This window comes from Pseudomonas sp. B13(2017) (assembly GCF_002113245.1).
GTDB classification, from domain to species: Bacteria; Pseudomonadota; Gammaproteobacteria; order Pseudomonadales; family Pseudomonadaceae; genus Aquipseudomonas; species Aquipseudomonas putida_Z.
The window spans coordinates 70,893-87,343 of record NZ_NEJX01000009.1 but is presented as its reverse complement, the minus strand read 5'-3'; the positions used below and the strand labels follow the sequence as shown (position 1 = coordinate 87,343).

The 16,451-nt window shown below is 61.0% G+C and carries 12 protein-coding genes and 1 pseudogene; 10 read left to right on the top strand and 3 right to left on the bottom strand.

Annotated features, from left to right (window positions below):
• The first annotated feature begins 53 nt into the window (after window positions 1-53).
• The 3 genes and pseudogenes from CAG44_RS13920 to CAG44_RS13915 all read left to right on the top strand — a co-directional run bounded on the left by CAG44_RS13920 (window position 54) and on the right by CAG44_RS13915 (window position 3,886).
• A complete protein-coding gene (locus tag CAG44_RS13920) occupies window positions 54-2,300 on the top strand; it encodes a bifunctional diguanylate cyclase/phosphodiesterase (protein WP_085692341.1) in 2,247 nt (748 codons plus the stop codon).
• Window positions 2,297-2,626, top strand: a pseudogene (locus CAG44_RS29300) (PAS domain-containing protein); the annotation flags it as partial. The gene CAG44_RS13920 and the pseudogene CAG44_RS29300, both read left to right, overlap by 4 nt.
• Complete coding sequence (locus CAG44_RS13915) at window positions 2,600-3,886, top strand: methyl-accepting chemotaxis protein (protein ID WP_371858546.1); 1,287 nt, start codon at window positions 2,600-2,602, stop codon at window positions 3,884-3,886. The pseudogene CAG44_RS29300 and the gene CAG44_RS13915, both read left to right, overlap by 27 nt.
• Before the next feature lie 30 nt (window positions 3,887-3,916).
• On the opposite strand, the gene tssM is transcribed toward CAG44_RS13915, so the two are convergent.
• Genes tssM through vasI form a run of 3 tightly spaced genes read right to left on the bottom strand, consistent with a single transcriptional unit; the run spans window position 3,917 to window position 9,550 of the window.
• Window positions 3,917-7,525 (bottom strand): type VI secretion system membrane subunit TssM, encoded by a 3,609-nt coding sequence (gene tssM / locus CAG44_RS13910; RefSeq protein ID WP_085692339.1) that lies wholly within the window; start codon window positions 7,523-7,525, stop codon window positions 3,917-3,919.
• The gene (gene tssA, locus CAG44_RS13905) at window positions 7,500-8,990 is read right to left on the bottom strand and encodes a type VI secretion system protein TssA (protein ID WP_085692338.1); all 1,491 of its coding nucleotides are present in this window, start codon (window positions 8,988-8,990) and stop codon (window positions 7,500-7,502) included. The genes tssM and tssA overlap by 26 nt, the downstream gene beginning before the upstream one ends.
• Window positions 8,978-9,550 (bottom strand): type VI secretion system-associated protein VasI, encoded by a 573-nt coding sequence (gene vasI / locus CAG44_RS13900; protein WP_256575250.1) that lies wholly within the window; start codon window positions 9,548-9,550, stop codon window positions 8,978-8,980. Before vasI ends, tssA begins: the two co-directional genes overlap by 13 nt.
• 360 nt (window positions 9,551-9,910) lie before the next feature.
• Between vasI and tssB the strand changes: the two genes are divergently transcribed.
• The 7 genes from tssB to tssJ are packed head-to-tail and all read left to right on the top strand — an operon-like array spanning window position 9,911 to window position 16,424.
• On the top strand, window positions 9,911-10,414 hold the full coding sequence (gene tssB / locus CAG44_RS13895) for a type VI secretion system contractile sheath small subunit (protein ID WP_085590459.1): 504 nt from the start codon (window positions 9,911-9,913) through the stop codon (window positions 10,412-10,414).
• A gap of 17 nt (window positions 10,415-10,431) precedes the next feature.
• The gene (gene tssC / locus CAG44_RS13890) at window positions 10,432-11,922 is read left to right on the top strand and encodes a type VI secretion system contractile sheath large subunit (protein WP_085692337.1); all 1,491 of its coding nucleotides are present in this window, start codon (window positions 10,432-10,434) and stop codon (window positions 11,920-11,922) included.
• The gene (gene tssE, locus CAG44_RS13885) at window positions 11,919-12,329 is read left to right on the top strand and encodes a type VI secretion system baseplate subunit TssE (RefSeq protein WP_085590457.1); all 411 of its coding nucleotides are present in this window, start codon (window positions 11,919-11,921) and stop codon (window positions 12,327-12,329) included. The genes tssC and tssE overlap by 4 nt, the downstream gene beginning before the upstream one ends.
• Window positions 12,330-12,332: 3 nt before the next feature.
• Window positions 12,333-14,099 (top strand): type VI secretion system baseplate subunit TssF, encoded by a 1,767-nt coding sequence (gene tssF, locus CAG44_RS13880; RefSeq protein WP_085692336.1) that lies wholly within the window; start codon window positions 12,333-12,335, stop codon window positions 14,097-14,099.
• A complete protein-coding gene (tssG, locus tag CAG44_RS13875) occupies window positions 14,063-15,079 on the top strand; it encodes a type VI secretion system baseplate subunit TssG (protein ID WP_085692335.1) in 1,017 nt (338 codons plus the stop codon). The genes tssF and tssG overlap by 37 nt, the downstream gene beginning before the upstream one ends.
• Window positions 15,076-15,633 (top strand): FHA domain-containing protein, encoded by a 558-nt coding sequence (locus CAG44_RS13870; RefSeq protein ID WP_085692334.1) that lies wholly within the window; start codon window positions 15,076-15,078, stop codon window positions 15,631-15,633. Before tssG ends, CAG44_RS13870 begins: the two co-directional genes overlap by 4 nt.
• Window positions 15,630-16,424, top strand: coding sequence for a type VI secretion system lipoprotein TssJ (tssJ, locus tag CAG44_RS13865; RefSeq protein WP_085590449.1), 795 nt, complete (start codon window positions 15,630-15,632; stop codon window positions 16,422-16,424). The genes CAG44_RS13870 and tssJ overlap by 4 nt, the downstream gene beginning before the upstream one ends.
• Window positions 16,425-16,451 lie beyond the last annotated feature (27 nt).

Here is a 16,451-nt window from a genome sequence, read left to right as displayed (position 1 = left end):
CGCTTTTTTTTGGTTCAGCGGAAAGGAATCTTCACCAACACCAGGGGATGCGAATGAAGGTGACAAAAGACCTCGAGGAATTACTCAAGCGTATCCGTCTCGATCACGCAGAGATTGCCGAACGTTTTCGCTTTCTCGACTGGAGCGCCGAAGACGCCAGGCGACTAGGCGCGGCAGCTCAGTACATGGCCCCGTCTCAGCAGGCTTTCGTCGACCATTTGTACCGTCACCTGGCGGAATTCTCCACGCCGTCTGCATTGCTTCGCACGCCGGAGGTCACCGCCCGTTTGAAGCAGAGCCAGGCCGAGTACTACCAGTGCCTGTGGGGCGGCCCCTACGATGAAACCTACGTCAACGGCCGCCTGCGTATCGGCGTGATCCACCAGCAGATCGGCCTGGAGTTGAAGTGGTACCTCGGCAGCTATCGGCTGTACCTCGACGACATGCTGGAAAGCGTGTTTGGCAACAGCCCGGATGCCACGCTCTATTCGAGCCTGTTGAAGGCGGTGTTCTTCGACATGACGCTGGCCATCGATACCTACAGTGCGGCCCAGCACAAGGCGCTGGAAGATAGCGAGGCTCGCTTTGCCCGCGCGCTACGCGGTGCCAACGACGGGCTGTGGGACTGGCACGTCGACCAGGATCGGCTTTACGTCTCGGAGCGCTGGGCCAGCATGCTCGGCCTCAGCCGGGATAGCATCGGCGAGAGCAGTTCCAGTTGGTTCGGTCGCGTGCACCCGGATGACCTGCCAGATTTTCGCCATGCCATCGATGCCCATCTACAAGGGCAGACATCGTCCGTTCACCATGAGTACCGTATCCGCAAGCACAACGGTGACTACATCTGGGTCCTCGTGCGGGGGGTCGCCGAAATGACCACCCCTGGCGAGCTACGCATGGCTGGTTCCCAGTCCGATATCAGTGCACGCAAGGATGCCGAGCAGCGCCTCCAACATACCGCCCAGCACGACCCGTTGACCGGCCTGGCGAACCGCATCCGGCTTGACGAGCAGATGCAGAAGACCTTCAGGAAGCAGCGCAAGGGCGGTGACTACGAGGCGCTGCTGTTCATCGATCTGGACCGCTTCAAGCTGATCAACGATAGCCTCGGCCACAACGTCGGTGACCGCGTGCTGGTGGAAGTGGCTGTGCGCTTGAAAGAGTCCCTGCGCCCCACTGACCAACTGTTCCGCTTCGGCGGTGACGAATTCATCGTCCTGCTCCACGACCTCACCTGCGACCGCGACGCCGAGCAGATATCCCAGCGCATCCTCGACAACCTGCATCAACCGCTGCACATGGACGGTCGTACCCTGGTGGTCAGCGCCAGCATCGGTATCGCTCCATTGCACGACAATGGCAAAGCCCTGGATGTGCTGCAGGCTGCCGACCTTGCCCTCTACCGAGCCAAGTCTGCCGGCAAGGCGCGCTTCGCCCACTACGACGAAACATTGCAAGACACGGCACAGCAGCATCTGGAACTGGAGTCCGCGCTAGGCCAGGCACTGCAACAGAATGAATTCGAACTGTACTACCAACCGATCTATCGCCTGGACCAAGGGACACCGCGGGTGACCGGGGTCGAAGCGCTGCTGCGGTGGCGCCATGGCGAACGCTTGATCTCGCCACTGGAGTTCATCCCTGCACTGGAGGAGTCGGGAGAGATCATCCGCGTCGGCGAATGGGTACTGCGCCAGGCTTGCCAGCAAACCCGAGCCTGGCAACTGGCCGGGCATGAGCGCCTGCGCTGTTCGGTGAACATTTCCAGCACCCAATTGCAACAAGCCGACTTCACCCTCCGGCTGATCGATATCCTGCAAGAAAGCGGCCTGCCTCCCGCCAGCCTGATCCTGGAAATCACCGAAAGCCAACTGATGCATGACGACATGGACACATTGGCCTGCCTGCATGAGTTGACCAGCCTTGGTGTTCTGCTGGCGCTGGACGACTTCGGCACGGGTTACTCCTCGCTTGGCTACCTCACGCGCTTTCCGCTGCACATCCTCAAGCTCGACAAGAGCTTCATCACCGGCGTTCCTTACGAGAACAAACAGAGCGCGATCAGCCAGGCGATCATCGTTCTCGGCCGTAGCCTCGGCCTGGAAGTAGTGGCCGAAGGCATCGAGAGTTCGGCACAACTCGAATTCGTGGTTGGTGAAGGCTGCCATTACGCCCAAGGCTACTGGTTCAGTCGGCCACAACCTGCCGCCCAGATACAACATCTGCTCAGCACAGAAGACCGTTTCGAGGGGAGCGCAGTTACCCGGCGGGTACCCATCAGTTCAGGAGAAAAACAATGAAAACCAATCTTCCGGTCAGTGGTCGTGCCGTCGAGTTCAGCGCAAACGCGAACATTCTTTCAACAACCAACCCCAAGGGCGCCATCACCTACGTCAATCCCGACTTCATCAACATCAGCGGTTTCAGTGAAGCCGAATTGCTCGGCGTCAATCACAACATCGTGCGCCACCCGGACATGCCCCCAGAAGCTTTTGCGCATATGTGGCAGACACTCAAGGATGGGCGCTCGTGGATGGGGCTGGTAAAGAATCGCTGCAAGAATGGTGACCACTACTGGGTCAGCGCCTACGTCACGCCGATGCAGCGCAATGGCGAAACAGTGGAATACCAATCGGTTCGCACGCTACCGGCCAAAGCGCTGGTGGCTGCTGCTGAACATCTCTATGCACAGTTGCGTAGTGGTAGAAAGACCAACTGCCTGCGTATGTCACGGCTGTCCGTCGGCATGCGCCTGGCACTTGTCAGCACTGGCGTGAACCTGCTGTGCTTTACGGCCTTGGGCTTGCTGGGCGCGTTGTCCTGGAGCCATGCCGCCCTCTCCATGCTGCTATCGAGCTTGCTGCTCGGCGCTCTGTTGCGCTTCAGCCTGCGCCCCCTCGACGCCCTTGCCCGAAAAGCCAGGAATATCGCCGACAACCCTCTGAGCCAGATACTCTACAGTGGCCGCCGCGACCAATTTGGCCAGATCGATTTCACTTTGCAAATGCTCGAAGCCGAGACCCGGGCAATAGTCGGACGCATTGCCGATTCGTCCCGCCAGTTGAGCAAGGAAGCCGAAGAGCTCGTGTCTGCAGTGGACAACAACAATTGCGCGACCCTCCGCCAGCAGGGGGAAACTGCCCAGGTAGCCAGCGCAATAACCCAGATGGCCAGCAGTGTGCAGGAAGTGGCGCGCAACGCTCAGCTCACCGCCAGCGCCGCGAACCTGGCCAATCAGGAATCCGACCGCGGCCAGCAACTGGTCGAGCAGACCCGCCAGCACATTGATAGCCTCGCCAACGAGGTGCAACAGACCAGCATGGTGATTCATCAACTGGAACAGCATGGCAATGAAATTGACCGCGTACTCGAGGTGATTCAAAGCATCGCCGAACAGACCAACCTGCTTGCCCTCAATGCCGCCATCGAGGCTGCCCGCGCCGGCGAGGCCGGCCGCGGTTTTGCAGTGGTCGCCGACGAGGTGCGCGGGCTGGCTTCGCGGACCCAGCAATCTACCGCGCACATCCAGGGCACCATCGATACCTTGCGACGCTCCACCGGGGATGCCGTACTTGCGATGCAGCGCAGCCACAGCAAGGCCGGCGTCAGCGTCGAGCAGGCACTGCTGGCCGCCCGGGCGCTGGACGGGATCACCCAGCGCGTCGATGAGATAAGCGGCATGAGTGTGCAGATCGCTGCCGCTGTAGAGGAGCAGAGCGCGGTGGGTGACAGCATCCAGTGCAACCTGGCCGGTATCAGCCAAACCACCCAGAAAAGCGTGCTTGCCAGCAACCAGAGTCGCACCACTGCCGCCCACGTCGCCAAGCTGGCCGAACGCCTTCAACTGCTGTCGACGCAACTTTGGCGGCGCCAGCGCAATGGGTGACGGGTTCGCACCATACTCCCAAGCCAACCCTCACAAGCCGGCCTGCGTGGTCGGCCCCAACTTGGGCGACTTCTGCAACAACCCTCGTGGTAACTGGAAACCTTTGAAAGGCTCCTGCGTTATAGGGTTGAAGGCTTTCTGCGCGTTAAGCCTGTAGCGCATCACGCCATCGCCGGTCCTGAAGCTCAGGTCCACGCTGGTCGCCGTGCGCCCATTGAGCGAGCCACGGCTGAGCAAGCGGAACATCGACCAGGGGCCACGGTACTCAAGGCTGCTGCTGTTCCCGTTCTGCCGGAGCAAGGTCAGGTTACTGCGCACCTGCTGCCCCAAGGTATTGGGCCAGACGATACCGGTGATCTGGCTCGGGCCATGGGTGTAGGGAATCAATTGACCGTCCAGGTCCAGCAAGCTTGTACGCTGGTTGGCACTCAGGCCCAACGGCTCGATGCTGAACTGCACACTGAGGTTGCCGCGCTGATCGAAGAAGGTCTCACGGATACGATCTGCCCGCTCCAGCTGTTCGAGCACATCACTGCGGATCAGCGACTGCCCCTGCTGGCCGGCCTGCAGGGCTTCGAGGTTATCCCTCAGGAAGACCTTCAGGTATTGATCATGGAACTGCTGCAGCCGACCCTTCGGCCCGAAGAAGGCTTCAAAGTCGTCCAGCGAAGCGTCGGGAGCTTTCACGACGAAGGGGTAGCGCCCTGCCAGGCGCTGCTGGAAGAAGCTGTACACCTCGGCGTCCCAGCGTCGTTCCAACTCGCGCAGGGCTTCGACATTCAGCACTTGTGCTGTTTGATCGGCCATTTTTCTGACCTGGTGGTTGATCGGTTCCGGTAAGCCGGTGGCCACCCGCTGCAGGGTGCCGATGGGGTCTTGCCCTGTCATCGAGAATCGCTGATGCACGGCCTGCAGCGCGGCCTTGCCTCGGTCGGGGCTGTCCTGCACCGCCTTGGCGTAGTCGTGCACGGCTGCGATGGCAGCAAGAGTCTCGTCGTAGTAGCTGGGTTTCTCACCGGTTGCCTGCAGCATGGCACTCAGCCCGGCAAAGGCCCGCTGAATGGCCCAGGCCTGTTGTTGATCAGGCCTGCCACTTGTCGGCTGCAACGCTTCGACCTCCCCGGCTGCCTCAGCGACAACGGCTGATGAAAGCGAAGTGTTGTCCCTCACTGTGTCCAACAACCGATGCAGGGGCGCTGCTGGCCCGGTCAACTGCTGCAGGATCGCGACACCATGATCCAGGTCGCGGAAGTCGGCCACCGAGAAGGCGTTCAAGGCACGGCGCCAACTGTCAATGAAGTCGGCGCTGTACAGGTTACGTAGCCGCTCGCCCAACGCCTCCCGGTCGGCATTCGAGTAATCGAGCTGGTCGCGCTCGCCCAGTGCCCACTGGTCGATCATCGCCATCTCTGCAAACCGCTGGCTACGTGGCTCGAAGTACTCTTTGAAGCCCTTGGCGGTGAGCATTGGCGCTATCAGGACACCCTCCCCCTGCCTGAAGCCGGGTGAGGACTGATACACCACATCGAACGCTGGCCCCACCTGATGACGCAGGTCCAGACCGGCATTCAACTGCTCGCCAGCCTGCTGTTTCAGGCTCGCGTAGACCCGCTCTGGCAGTGGTACCTTGCGCAGCACCTGCTGCACCTGTGCCATACGCTGGCTGTACTGCGGAAGTTCGGTATCGGCATAGGCCAAGGCATACTTCAGGTGCCGCATGAGGTCGCGTTGCAATTGCCCCTGCCCGGGGAACTTCAGTTGCCACTGGCGGGCCATCCAGTCCTCGACCCATTCCGGGCGGCGGCTCTGGCGGTCCTCCAGCATTCGATAAACCCGAAGAGCAGCCATCTGCTGTTCGCTGCCCGGCGGCGCGGCGTCCATGGCATCGATCACACCGCTGGCCAAGGCTGGCAGGAAGCGCCTGGACAGCAAGCTCAGGTAGGCCTCGTCGACGCGTGGGCCAATGGCGCGCCCCTGATACAAGCCAAGGTCGGAAACACCCGGCCACGCGGCACGATAGTTGCCAAACACCGACACGGCATCGCGTATCTGGTCCAGCGGTTCCAGCAGGTTGCGCCCGGTGGGGTCCAGACGCTGGTCCACTTCGTGATGACTGTACTCTCTGCTCTTGGCGAGCACATTGGCGGCCTTGGCGCCATTGATGTCAAAGTAGCGTTGCCAGCTGGCGATGGCGACACTGAAGGCCAGCACGCCTACTGCAGAACCCACCCAGAGCAACCGACGTTTGCTGCGCGCTACCTTGATGTTGTCCCCGGCAAGGCCGGCCTCCTGGTAGATGACGCGCCGGAAGGCGTGCTGAATGAAGTAGACCAGCGCCTGCCCCTGCGCCTTGCCTTCACGCAGCGGAAACTCGGTCTTGTACGGCTGTGCCGCCTCACGCACGAACGCGTTGAGCATGTCGCCCTGCTGCAAGACCGAAGACCAGTACACGCCACGTACCAAGGCAGGCGTGGTGAAGCGGTCACTTGCGAGGGTTTCTTTCAGGAAGGCCAACAGTATCGGACGCAGCCCGATCAACTGGGCATGCAACGAGAACAAGCGAATTCGCAATGGCGCACCGCCCAATACATCGAGCCGGTCCACTACCTGTTCAAACAATTGCCTGATCAACCGATCGTAATGATCGCCATATTCATCCAGCCAGGCATCGAACGTGCCGACCGCATCCAGCTTGAAGGTGAAGCCCAGCATGTTTTCCCGCATGGCGGCGGGAAGCCCAGCGTAAAGCTGGTCGAAACCGTCCAGCAGATCGAATTTGGCCAGTACCACATACAGCGGCAAGCGCGAGCCCGACTGACTGCTCACTTCATACAGCCGCGTGCGTAGCACATGCGCCAAGGCGACACGTTGCTCAGGCGTGCCATGCAATAGCGCAGGCAGGTCAACGACCAACAGCAAGCCGTTTAGTGCTCTCTGGCTTCGGTTACGCACCAGCCAGCCCAGCATGTGTTCCCACAACCTGGCCGACGTGGCGGGTGGTGCTTTCGACGTGTCCGACTCCTCGGCTGATGAGCCTGCCAACGATTCCTGACGGACGAAAGCGCCCGGCGGGTCGATGATCACCGCATCGTTGCTGACCCACCAGCCTATCGGATAAGCCAGCACTTGCGCTTGCCTGCCTCGCGCTTGTGCCTTGTCGATGCGGGTCAGGGAAAAACTCTGTTCGGTACGGTCGATAAAGCTGGTCTTGCCGGCCTGTTGGTCGCCCACCACCAGATACCACGGCAGCCGGTACAAGGCACGCCTGCCACCCGCATTGTCCAGATAGCGTGCCAGCCCTTGGTCCAAGGCTTTTTCCTGTGCCTGGACGAAAGGCAACACGTTGTCCAGTTCAGCGTCCACCGCCTGCTTGCGTTCGGCCTGCAAACGGCGAAAACGCCTGCGCAGCACCACAAGCCAGCAGAGTAGCGGAACCAATACAAGCGCCAGGCTGGCCAAGCCACGATGCGCCACGCTAGCCAGCGGCTGCTGCTCGCGCCAGACCCATTGCGGGCCGAGCCACCAGATTGCAACCAGCATCAATGCAGCACCCAGCCCGAGCAGCAGCGGCATGGCCAGGCCGATGCGGGCCAGCAGGGGCAAGCCCCAACGTTTAAGATGCTTCCACATTTGATTCATCCTGACTCCCGTTCCTTGTTCCAATCAGCCCGTGATGGACCGTGCACGCGTACTGCTGAAGGCGTTGAAACACCTCAGGCTCCCAGGCGCTGGCGGTGGTTTCCTGCATCGTTCGGGCAACGCCTGCGCACAAGTCCTGGGCCAACCAGGACACGCCCCGAGCAGCCAGCAGGTCAGCGGCGATCACCGTGGTATGGCAACGCTCACGCAGGCTGCGGAAGTCCGCCTGCATGCCCTGCAGCCTGAGCAACACCGCTTCCACGCCGCTGGTTTCCAGTTGGCAGGCCAGCTCCTCTCGCAACGTGGCGAATTCCTGAGAGGCCCCGTCCGAATCGGATTGCCCTTGTGCGCCCCTGAGCCACGCAAGACATTGGTCATCGACAAATACCTTGCCGTCGCTGAAGCACAACTGCTGCAGCGCGGGCATGCGCTGCACGAAGCGCGCGGTCGCAGCGCGAATGGCCTCAGCCACCTCGCCCATCGCCAGCCGCGTGGCAGCGCTCGCTGCCAGAAAGCTGCCGCGAAACCAGTAGGGGCAAGCCGTCACGCTCTTTTCGATCCGCTGCAGCAGGGCCGCGTCGATTGCAGTAGCGGCAATGGCATCTTCATAGTCCCCGGCAATGTCCTGCGGCACCGCCATCAGTTCCGTGCGGTTGCCCTGCCTGGTTTGAGGCTGCGTCTGGATGTGCGCCCACAAGCCGAACCGACGCAATTGGTAGCCAGCAGGATCGTAAGGGTCCTGTTGGTTGATCAGCTCGGCCATGGTCAGCATGGCCCTTCGTGATTCCCGCTCGTTGCCCAACGACACACGGGGCATTGGCGTGGCGATGACCTCGGCCAGGGGCGCAGCCTTGATGCCCTTGGCAGGGGGCTTGTCCGTGGTGGGCTCGGCAAGGCCGTTTGAAAGTTCCGTGTGCTTGCGTAGCAGGCGCTCCAGTTCGCCAAGGGCCGCTTCATCGAGCTGCGCTGCTTCCCGCTGCTGTTGCAGGCGTTGCAGCGCGCCCTGAGCCGCCGCGGCGTGCGCGGGGCTGAACGTGAAGCGGTCCAGGCGCGGCAACGCCACGAGCAAACGGTTGAGCATCAGGCCAACCAGCTTGCGCTTGCCGAGGAACCCTTTGGGGCCCGGTTTCGGGTATGCGCTTTCCCAATAGGCTTCGACCATGCCGGCCAGCAGTGCGAGGGTAAAACCCCAGCGCTCCCAGCATTGGCTGCGCAGCCAAGCGACACCCAGGTGGGCGACGATGCGCAGATGCTTGCACTCCTGGCCCAGGTACTGGCGGGACGCTTCTTCGATGTACGCCCAGTCGATGGAAGGCTCCTGCAACCCACCCAGCTTGACCATTTCCTGGTCGATGGCCTGGTAGGTTTCGTTCTCCACGTCGAACAGGCCGGCAGGGTTCTGCGCGTCGATGGGGGCAAGCAACCGGGCAATTTCCTGTGCGGTGACCTCTGCTACCAGCGACATGCCTTGCGCGCCTCATCGATGAGTGGGTCCAGCCCCTGAGCGTCGAAAACCAGCCCATCAACGGCTGGGTGGTCGCTCTCGACCTGAATGCGATGGGCCCCGATCAGTGGCTTGATCTGCTCGATGCCCGGCAAGCCCCTGCCAGCGTCAAGCACCTGGCCGTTCTCCGTCACCTGCCAGGGGGTAGCGAGAGTGGAGCCACGCTCCCCCTGCAATCGCACCATCACCCGGCCGGCATCGATGGGTTGTGCGGTAACCAGTTGCAACCTGGAAATGTTCTGCACACAACTGATCACCAGGTAGGGGTACGGTGCGACCGAAGCGATTGCGGGCGCCGAGATCATCAGCCCGTCATCCCCTTTTTCGAGGCGAAACGTCAGCTCCTCCGGCGACCGCCCCGCTTCATGGGTCATCACACGACGCAGCGTGGGCGAATCCTGCTCTGGCGCGGACCATTGCAGTTTCGTCACATGCGCCGGGGTGCCAGCGGCCTGGTCGAAACAAGCCAGACGCTCGACGTTGGAAACGATCTGCGGGCAGTCGCTGGCCTGGCTTGCCAAACTTGGCGCCTGGGAGAGCAACATCGAAAGCCCAACGCCATATGCATAGCGGACAATCATTGGTTTCACTCACTCATCAAATACGGCAACAGCGCTACCCGACTGGCCAGTCACGCTTCAACAGTAGTCATCAAATACAATTACTGGATAGTGGAGCATCGAAACGAAACAAAGGCTAGTACAGACAAAACAATATTCACAACCAAATATTTCCTTACACTTTCACGCTCGACGCACAATATTTTTTCGGTGCATGGTTTTTTTACACGCACATAGCGAGAAGCCAATTACGTTTAAATTTAAACATAACTTTGTAGGACGCTTCCTACATATATTCAAACTTCACGAAGGCTGAAACTCATGAGTAAACGCTCAGGCTCCGTTGCACCCAAAGAACGCATAAACATCAAGTACGTACCGGCCACCGACGGCGAACAAGCCGAGGTAGAGCTGCCGCACAAGATGTTGGTACTAGGCGATTTCGGCCTGGATGATGCCCGCGCGCTGGAAGACCGTTCGATCATGCGAATCGACAAACACAGTTTCAACAATGTGTTGAACGACGCCGATGTCAGCCTCGCCATGTCCGTGCCATCCATGCTCAGCACTGCCCCCGACGCAGAGCTGGCGGTCAACCTGCAGTTCAAGTCCATCAACGATTTCGGGCCAGACAGCATCGCCCGCCAGGTACCGGAGCTGAACAAGCTGCTGGAGCTTCGCGAGGCATTGGTCGCACTGAAAGGCCCACTGGGCAACGTGCCCACGTTCCGCAAGCAACTGCAGCACCTGCTGAACAACGAACAGGCACGCAAACAACTGGCAGAAGAACTTGACCTGGTGCTCGAGGCGCCAAAAGAAGACTGAGACAACGGAGCGTCCCCATGCCAAAGCAAAACAGCACGACCGTCGCGGTTGAAACAACAACCGAAACACTGAGCAACGCCACCCTGCTCGACCAGATCATGGCAGAAACCAAGTTGGTGCCTACTCAAGAGGGCTATCAAGTCGCTCGCCAGGGTGTATCTGCTTTTATCGCCGAAATCCTTAAAAGCCATGACCCTGATCAACTCATCAACAAACATCGCGTCGACCAGATGATCGCTGAACTGGATCGGGTGCTCAGCAGGCAGATGGATGCCATCCTGCATCAGCCCGAGTTCCAGCAACTTGAATCCGCGTGGCGCAGCCTCAAACTTTTGGTCGACCGAACCGACTTCCGCGAGAACATCAAGCTTGAAGTCTTGCATGTCAGCAAAGATGACCTGCTCGATGACTTCGATAATGCCGCCGATATCACTTGCAGCGGCATCTACAAGCATGTTTACACCGCAGGTTATGGCCAATTTGGTGGTGAACCCGTTGCAGCGATGGTTGGCAACTACAGCTTCGGCCCCTCTTCTCCCGATATAAAGCTGCTGAGTTACATGGCCTCGGTCGGTGCCATGGCACACGCACCTTTTCTCGCGGCGCCCTCTCCTGAGTTCTTCAACCTGAGCAGCTTTGAAGAGCTGCCCAATCTGAAGGAGATCAAGGACATTTTCGCCGGCCCAAGGCATGCCAAATGGCGTGCATTCCGCGAAAGCGAGGATGCCCGTCATACCGGGCTGACCGGGCCGCGATTCATGCTCCGCTCTGCCTATCACCCGCAAGAAAACCCGGTTCAGAGCTTCACCTACGACGAGGACATCGCCGGGCGGCACGACAACTATCTGTGGGGCAACTCCGCCTTCCTGCTGGCCAGCTGCATCAATGACAGCTTTGCCCGCTACCGCTGGTGCCCAAACATCATCGGCCCGCAGTCGGGTGGTGCCGTCGAGGACCTGCCGGTGCACCTGTACGAGTCACTGGGTCAGCTGCAGGCCAAGATTCCGACCGAAGTCCTGATCTCCGACCGCAAGGAGTTCGAGCTGGCCGAAGAGGGCTTCATCGCCCTGACCATGCGCAAGGACAGCGACAACGCCGCGTTCTTCTCGGCCAACTCGGTACAGAAGCCGAAGAACTTCCCCAAGACCCCGGAAGGCCTGCAAGCGCAAACCAACTACAAGCTCGGCACCCAGCTGCCCTACCTGTTCATCGTCAACCGGTTGGCCCACTACATCAAAGTGCTGCAGCGCGAGCAGATCGGTAGCTGGAAAGAGCGCAAGGACCTTGAGTCCGAACTGAACAAATGGATCAGGCAGTACGTCGCCGACCAGGAGAACCCGTCAGCCGATGTGCGCAGCCGTCGCCCATTGCGTGCTGCAAGGGTCGAGGTGTCGGACGTTGCCGGCGACCCGGGCTGGTATCAGGTCTCGCTCGCCGTGCGCCCGCACTTCAAGTACATGGGGGCGAATTTCGAGATCTCCCTGGTCGGTCGGCTTGATACCCAATGAGTGGATTCTTCGACCGTTTGGTGACGGATCAACTCGCAAGCCGGGTGCCCTCCAGGCAAGAGAACGCTACCCATAAGTTCGCCGCCATCAAGCGCCACCTGGAAACGCTGCTCAATGCTCGCCAGGGTTGCTCGCAAAGCAGCCCTGAGCTGGGCCTGAGTGACTTCAACGGGCACGACGCAAGCAGCGGCGACCTGCTGAAACAGGTGAGCGCGGACATCCGCCGCACCATTCAGCGCTTTGAGCCGCGTGTGCACGTGCGCGCGCTCAAGGCCGTCCCCGATTGCCATGCCCCGCTGGAACTGCATTTCAGGCTGGACTGCCACGTGCAGGTCAACAACCACACGGAGCAGCTGCAACTGGAGCTGCTGGTCAATGGCCATAACCGCCACACCCGAGTGAGGTGACCTATGTCACTCAAGGACCGATTCAGCGAAGAGTTGCGTTACCTCCATGAACTGGGGAACGACTTCGCCCAGGACAACCCACAACTTGCCCGCCTGCTCGGCAAGGGTGGCAGCGACCCGGATGTCGAACGCCTGATGGAAGCCTTTGCATTCCTCACGGCCAAACTGCGGCTCAAGCTGGAGGACGACCTGCCCGAGCTGACGCACCCCATGCTGCAGTTGCTGTGGCCCAACTACCTGCGGCCCCTGCCGAGCGCCACGATCATCCAGTTCACGCCGCGCAAGCAAGCGCTCAGCCAGTCGCAACCCATCGCCAAAGGCTCGCGGTTGTTCTCCAGCCCCGTGGATGGGGTGCCCTGCGAATTCCGCACCTGCACGGCGGTGGATATTCACCCGTTCGAGATCGAGGCGGTGAACGCAACCCAGACACTCGACAGTTCGGTGGTTCGCATCGGCCTGCAAACCTTGGTCGAGCGGCCGCTGAACACCCTGGGCTGCGCCAGCCTCGACTTTCACCTGAGCGGTGACACCCAAACTGCCCGCACGCTGTACCTGTGGATCGCTCAATACCTCAAGCATGTCTGCGTGACAGTCAATGGTGGGGTACGCCGGCTGCCGGCCAGCAGCATCGTGTTCCCAGGCTTCAGCCCGGACGAAGCGCTGCTGCCTTACCCACAGAACGTCTTTGACGGTTACCGGATCCTGCAGGAGTACTTCGTATTTCCCGAGCGTTTCCACTTCGTCAGCGTCACCGGCCTGGAGAAAATCTGGCCTGATCAAGCGACTCAGCGGGTCGGCCTCGAGTTTCACTTCACCCGACAGTTACCGGATTCGCTGCGTGTCGGCAAAGCAGACTTCAGCCTGTTCTGCACCCCGGCAGTGAACCTGCTCAGCCACAGCGCCGAGCCCATCGACCTGTCCAACCGGCCCGCCCAGGTCGAGCTTGTGCCCAGAGGCAAGGAGCGGCACGCCTATGAAATCTTCAGTGTCGATCGGGTCATCAGCACCCGCACCACGACTGACGGAAGTACCGGTGAGCACCTGAGAACCTTCCGCCCCTTCGAGTCGTTCGCCCATGAGATCGAGCATGTGCAAGGGCGCACGGCGCTGTACTACCGCTACACACTCGAGGACTCCCTGCGCGGTGATGGCGTCACCCACCGCATCGCTTTCGTGCGCGCCGATGCCAACGCCTACATCGGCGAACTGGAAACAGCGTCCATCGACCTGACCTGCACCAACCGCGACCTGCCGCTGGCGTTGGGTATCGATGACATCAACGTGCTCACCGAGATCACGCCGCCCCTGGCCACCTATACCAACATCCGCGCCCCCACCCGCCCCTACCGGCCGGTGCTGGATGGCCAGTTGCAGTGGGCCCTGATCTCCAACATGTCGCTCAACTACCTGTCGCTGCTCTCGGCCGAGCCGCTGAAAGCGGTCATCCGCGCTTACGACTTCGCGGCCTTGCACGACATCCAGCAGACACGCATCACCCGCAAACGCCTCGATGGCATCCGTGATGTGCAAACAGAGCCGCTGGACTGGCTGATCAAGGGCCAGCCCATTCGTGGCTTGCGCACGCGGCTGAAGCTGGATCAAAGCGCATTCCTCTGCGAAGGCGACCTGTACCTGTTCGGTTGCGTGCTCGCGCACTTCTTCGCCCTGTACGCCAGCATCAATTCCTTCCACCAACTGGAAGTGATCAACACCACCAACAACGAGCACTACACATGGCCAATCCAGACCGGCAAACAACCGCTGATCTAGCCGACAAGCTGTTCGCCGAGGCGCACCAGTACAACTTCTTCCAGTTGCTGGAACGCCTGCACGGCTTGCACGGGGATGACCTGGAACCACGCTGGCCAGATCAGGCCACCCGGTTGAGGGTGCGGCTTTCCAGTGACCCGCGGCTGAGTTTCCCGGTTTCCGACGTATACAAGGTCGAACGCATGCCCGGGGAAGCTGACCGCTATCGCGTGTGCACCACCTTCATGGGTTTGCATGGCACCGACTCGCCGTTGCCCACCTATTACCTGGAGCAGGTGGCATACGAGCATGCACAGGGCATCGGTGTGCGGCCGGCGTTCTTCGATTTCTTCAACCACTACCTGCTCAGCCTGCTGCATCGCATCTGGCGTAAATATCGCTACTACATCCGCTTTCAGCCGGGAGCTACCGATGGGTTCTCCCAGTACATCTTTGCCCTGCTCGGGTTGAATGACAGACAGTTGCGCGGGGACACGGCACTGCCGTGGAGCCGGCTGCTCAGTTTCGCCGGCGTCATTGCCAGCCGCAGCCGTGCGCCGGGCACGGTCGCCGGCATCATCGCCCACTGCTTCGACTTGAAGCAGGTACAGATCCGCGAGTTCGAAACCCGCTCGGTCCCCACTGCCGCCAGGCAACTGGTCAGCCTTGGCCGCAGCAACGGCGAACTGGGCAGCACTTTCATGGTGGGCAGCCGCACGCGAACGCGCAGCAGCAAGTTCACCATCGTGATCAGCGAACTCGACCCAGCGCAATTGCGTGACCTGCTGCCCAGCGGCATCAACTTCGGCCGGTTACGGGCATTGATCGACTTCCTGCTGCGTGATGGCCTGGCCTACGACCTGGAGCTGCGCCTGAAGCAGAACGCACTGCCGCCCTTCTGCCTGCACCGTAGCCTGGGTGCCTACCTGGGCTGGACCAGCTTCGTCGATGACCGTCACGGCCAGAGCAGCCCTGTGGTGCGGTTCCGGGGGCGCTCATGAGCACTTTGACCTTGAGCATCACCAACCTGGATCAGTTGCAACACAACGTCACTGCCCGACATCAGTTCGATTGCACAGGCGGCACCATCGGCAGCGCGAAGGCCACCTGGCAGATCAACGACCGTGAGCAGAGCGTTGCACCGATCCATTGCGAGATCCGCTGGATCGAGGGCAGCTTCTGCGTCATCGATCGCTGTCAGCGTACCTACCTGAACGACAGCCTCCACAGCCTGGGGTCGCTTACCGCCAGGCGCCTGCTCGAGGGTGACCAGTTGCGCATTGGCGCCTATCGGCTGCAGGCCCAGCTTGCGCAGGCCGATGCACGCTCACTGGAGGACCTGTTCAGCCCTGAACAGAGAACCCTTGATCACTGGTTGCTGGATGTTCCACCCGAGGCTTGTCATGCCGCTGCAACCGCCCCCCAGGCTGTCGCGGACATCTGCTCGGCATTCGAACCGGGCATGGGCAACGACCCCTTGGCGGCACTGGACACCGAGGCAGCGCCAGCGCAGCAGAGCCCACTGGAACGGCTGATTGCAGGAGAACGCCCATGATGCGTCCAACATGCGTGGCCGGCCTGCTGACGGCGCTGATCGGGCTCTCGGGTTGCACGTCCCTGAGCAAGATTGGCCAGGTGGTGATGGACCCGTCATTGCCCGTCGGACCGCCCGGGGAACACCCCACCCAGGTCGCGTTCAGCATCAACGCCAGCCCAACGCTCAATGGCAACCCGAACAGCCTTGAGGTGGCGCCCGAGCCCGGGCCGGTTGTGGAGCCCAGCCCTTACGCGGTCAGCCTGAGTGCAGGCGACCCCTACGTGCTGACCGAAAAAGTCGGGGCCCTGTTCGAGTACCTGCAGGAACAATTCCCGGCCATGTCACCCGTCGATTCGCCAGTTGACGATGGCGAGGATCCGGCGCGCTCCCCCATGGAAGAAAGTACCCCGGGCAGCTACGACGACCCTACCGTGGTGCTGACCTTGCCGCGCACCACCACCGTGGCCGCCGAGCCCGTCGCTACGCCCATGGCCGTGAAGATCCTGCAACTGCGCGACGACTCTCTCTTGCGCAACAGCGTTTACGAACTGCTGGACAAGGACCCTGCCGAGGCACTGCGCAGCACCTACATACGCGATGACGATTACCTGCTGCGCCCTGGCCAGTTCAAGTTCATCCCCTTTGCGCCCATCGAGCCCGAAACGCGCTTCGTCGCGGTGATCGCCGACTACCGGAACCAGGAAAACGCCACCTGGAGCCAGGTGCTGCGCATTCCGCCCCGCGGGCACCAGATCATCCTGTCGGTGTTGCTCAACGACACGCAGCTCCTGCTCAAGGAGGAAGACTGATGGCGCCTGTAACCCTGCCCTTCTCGC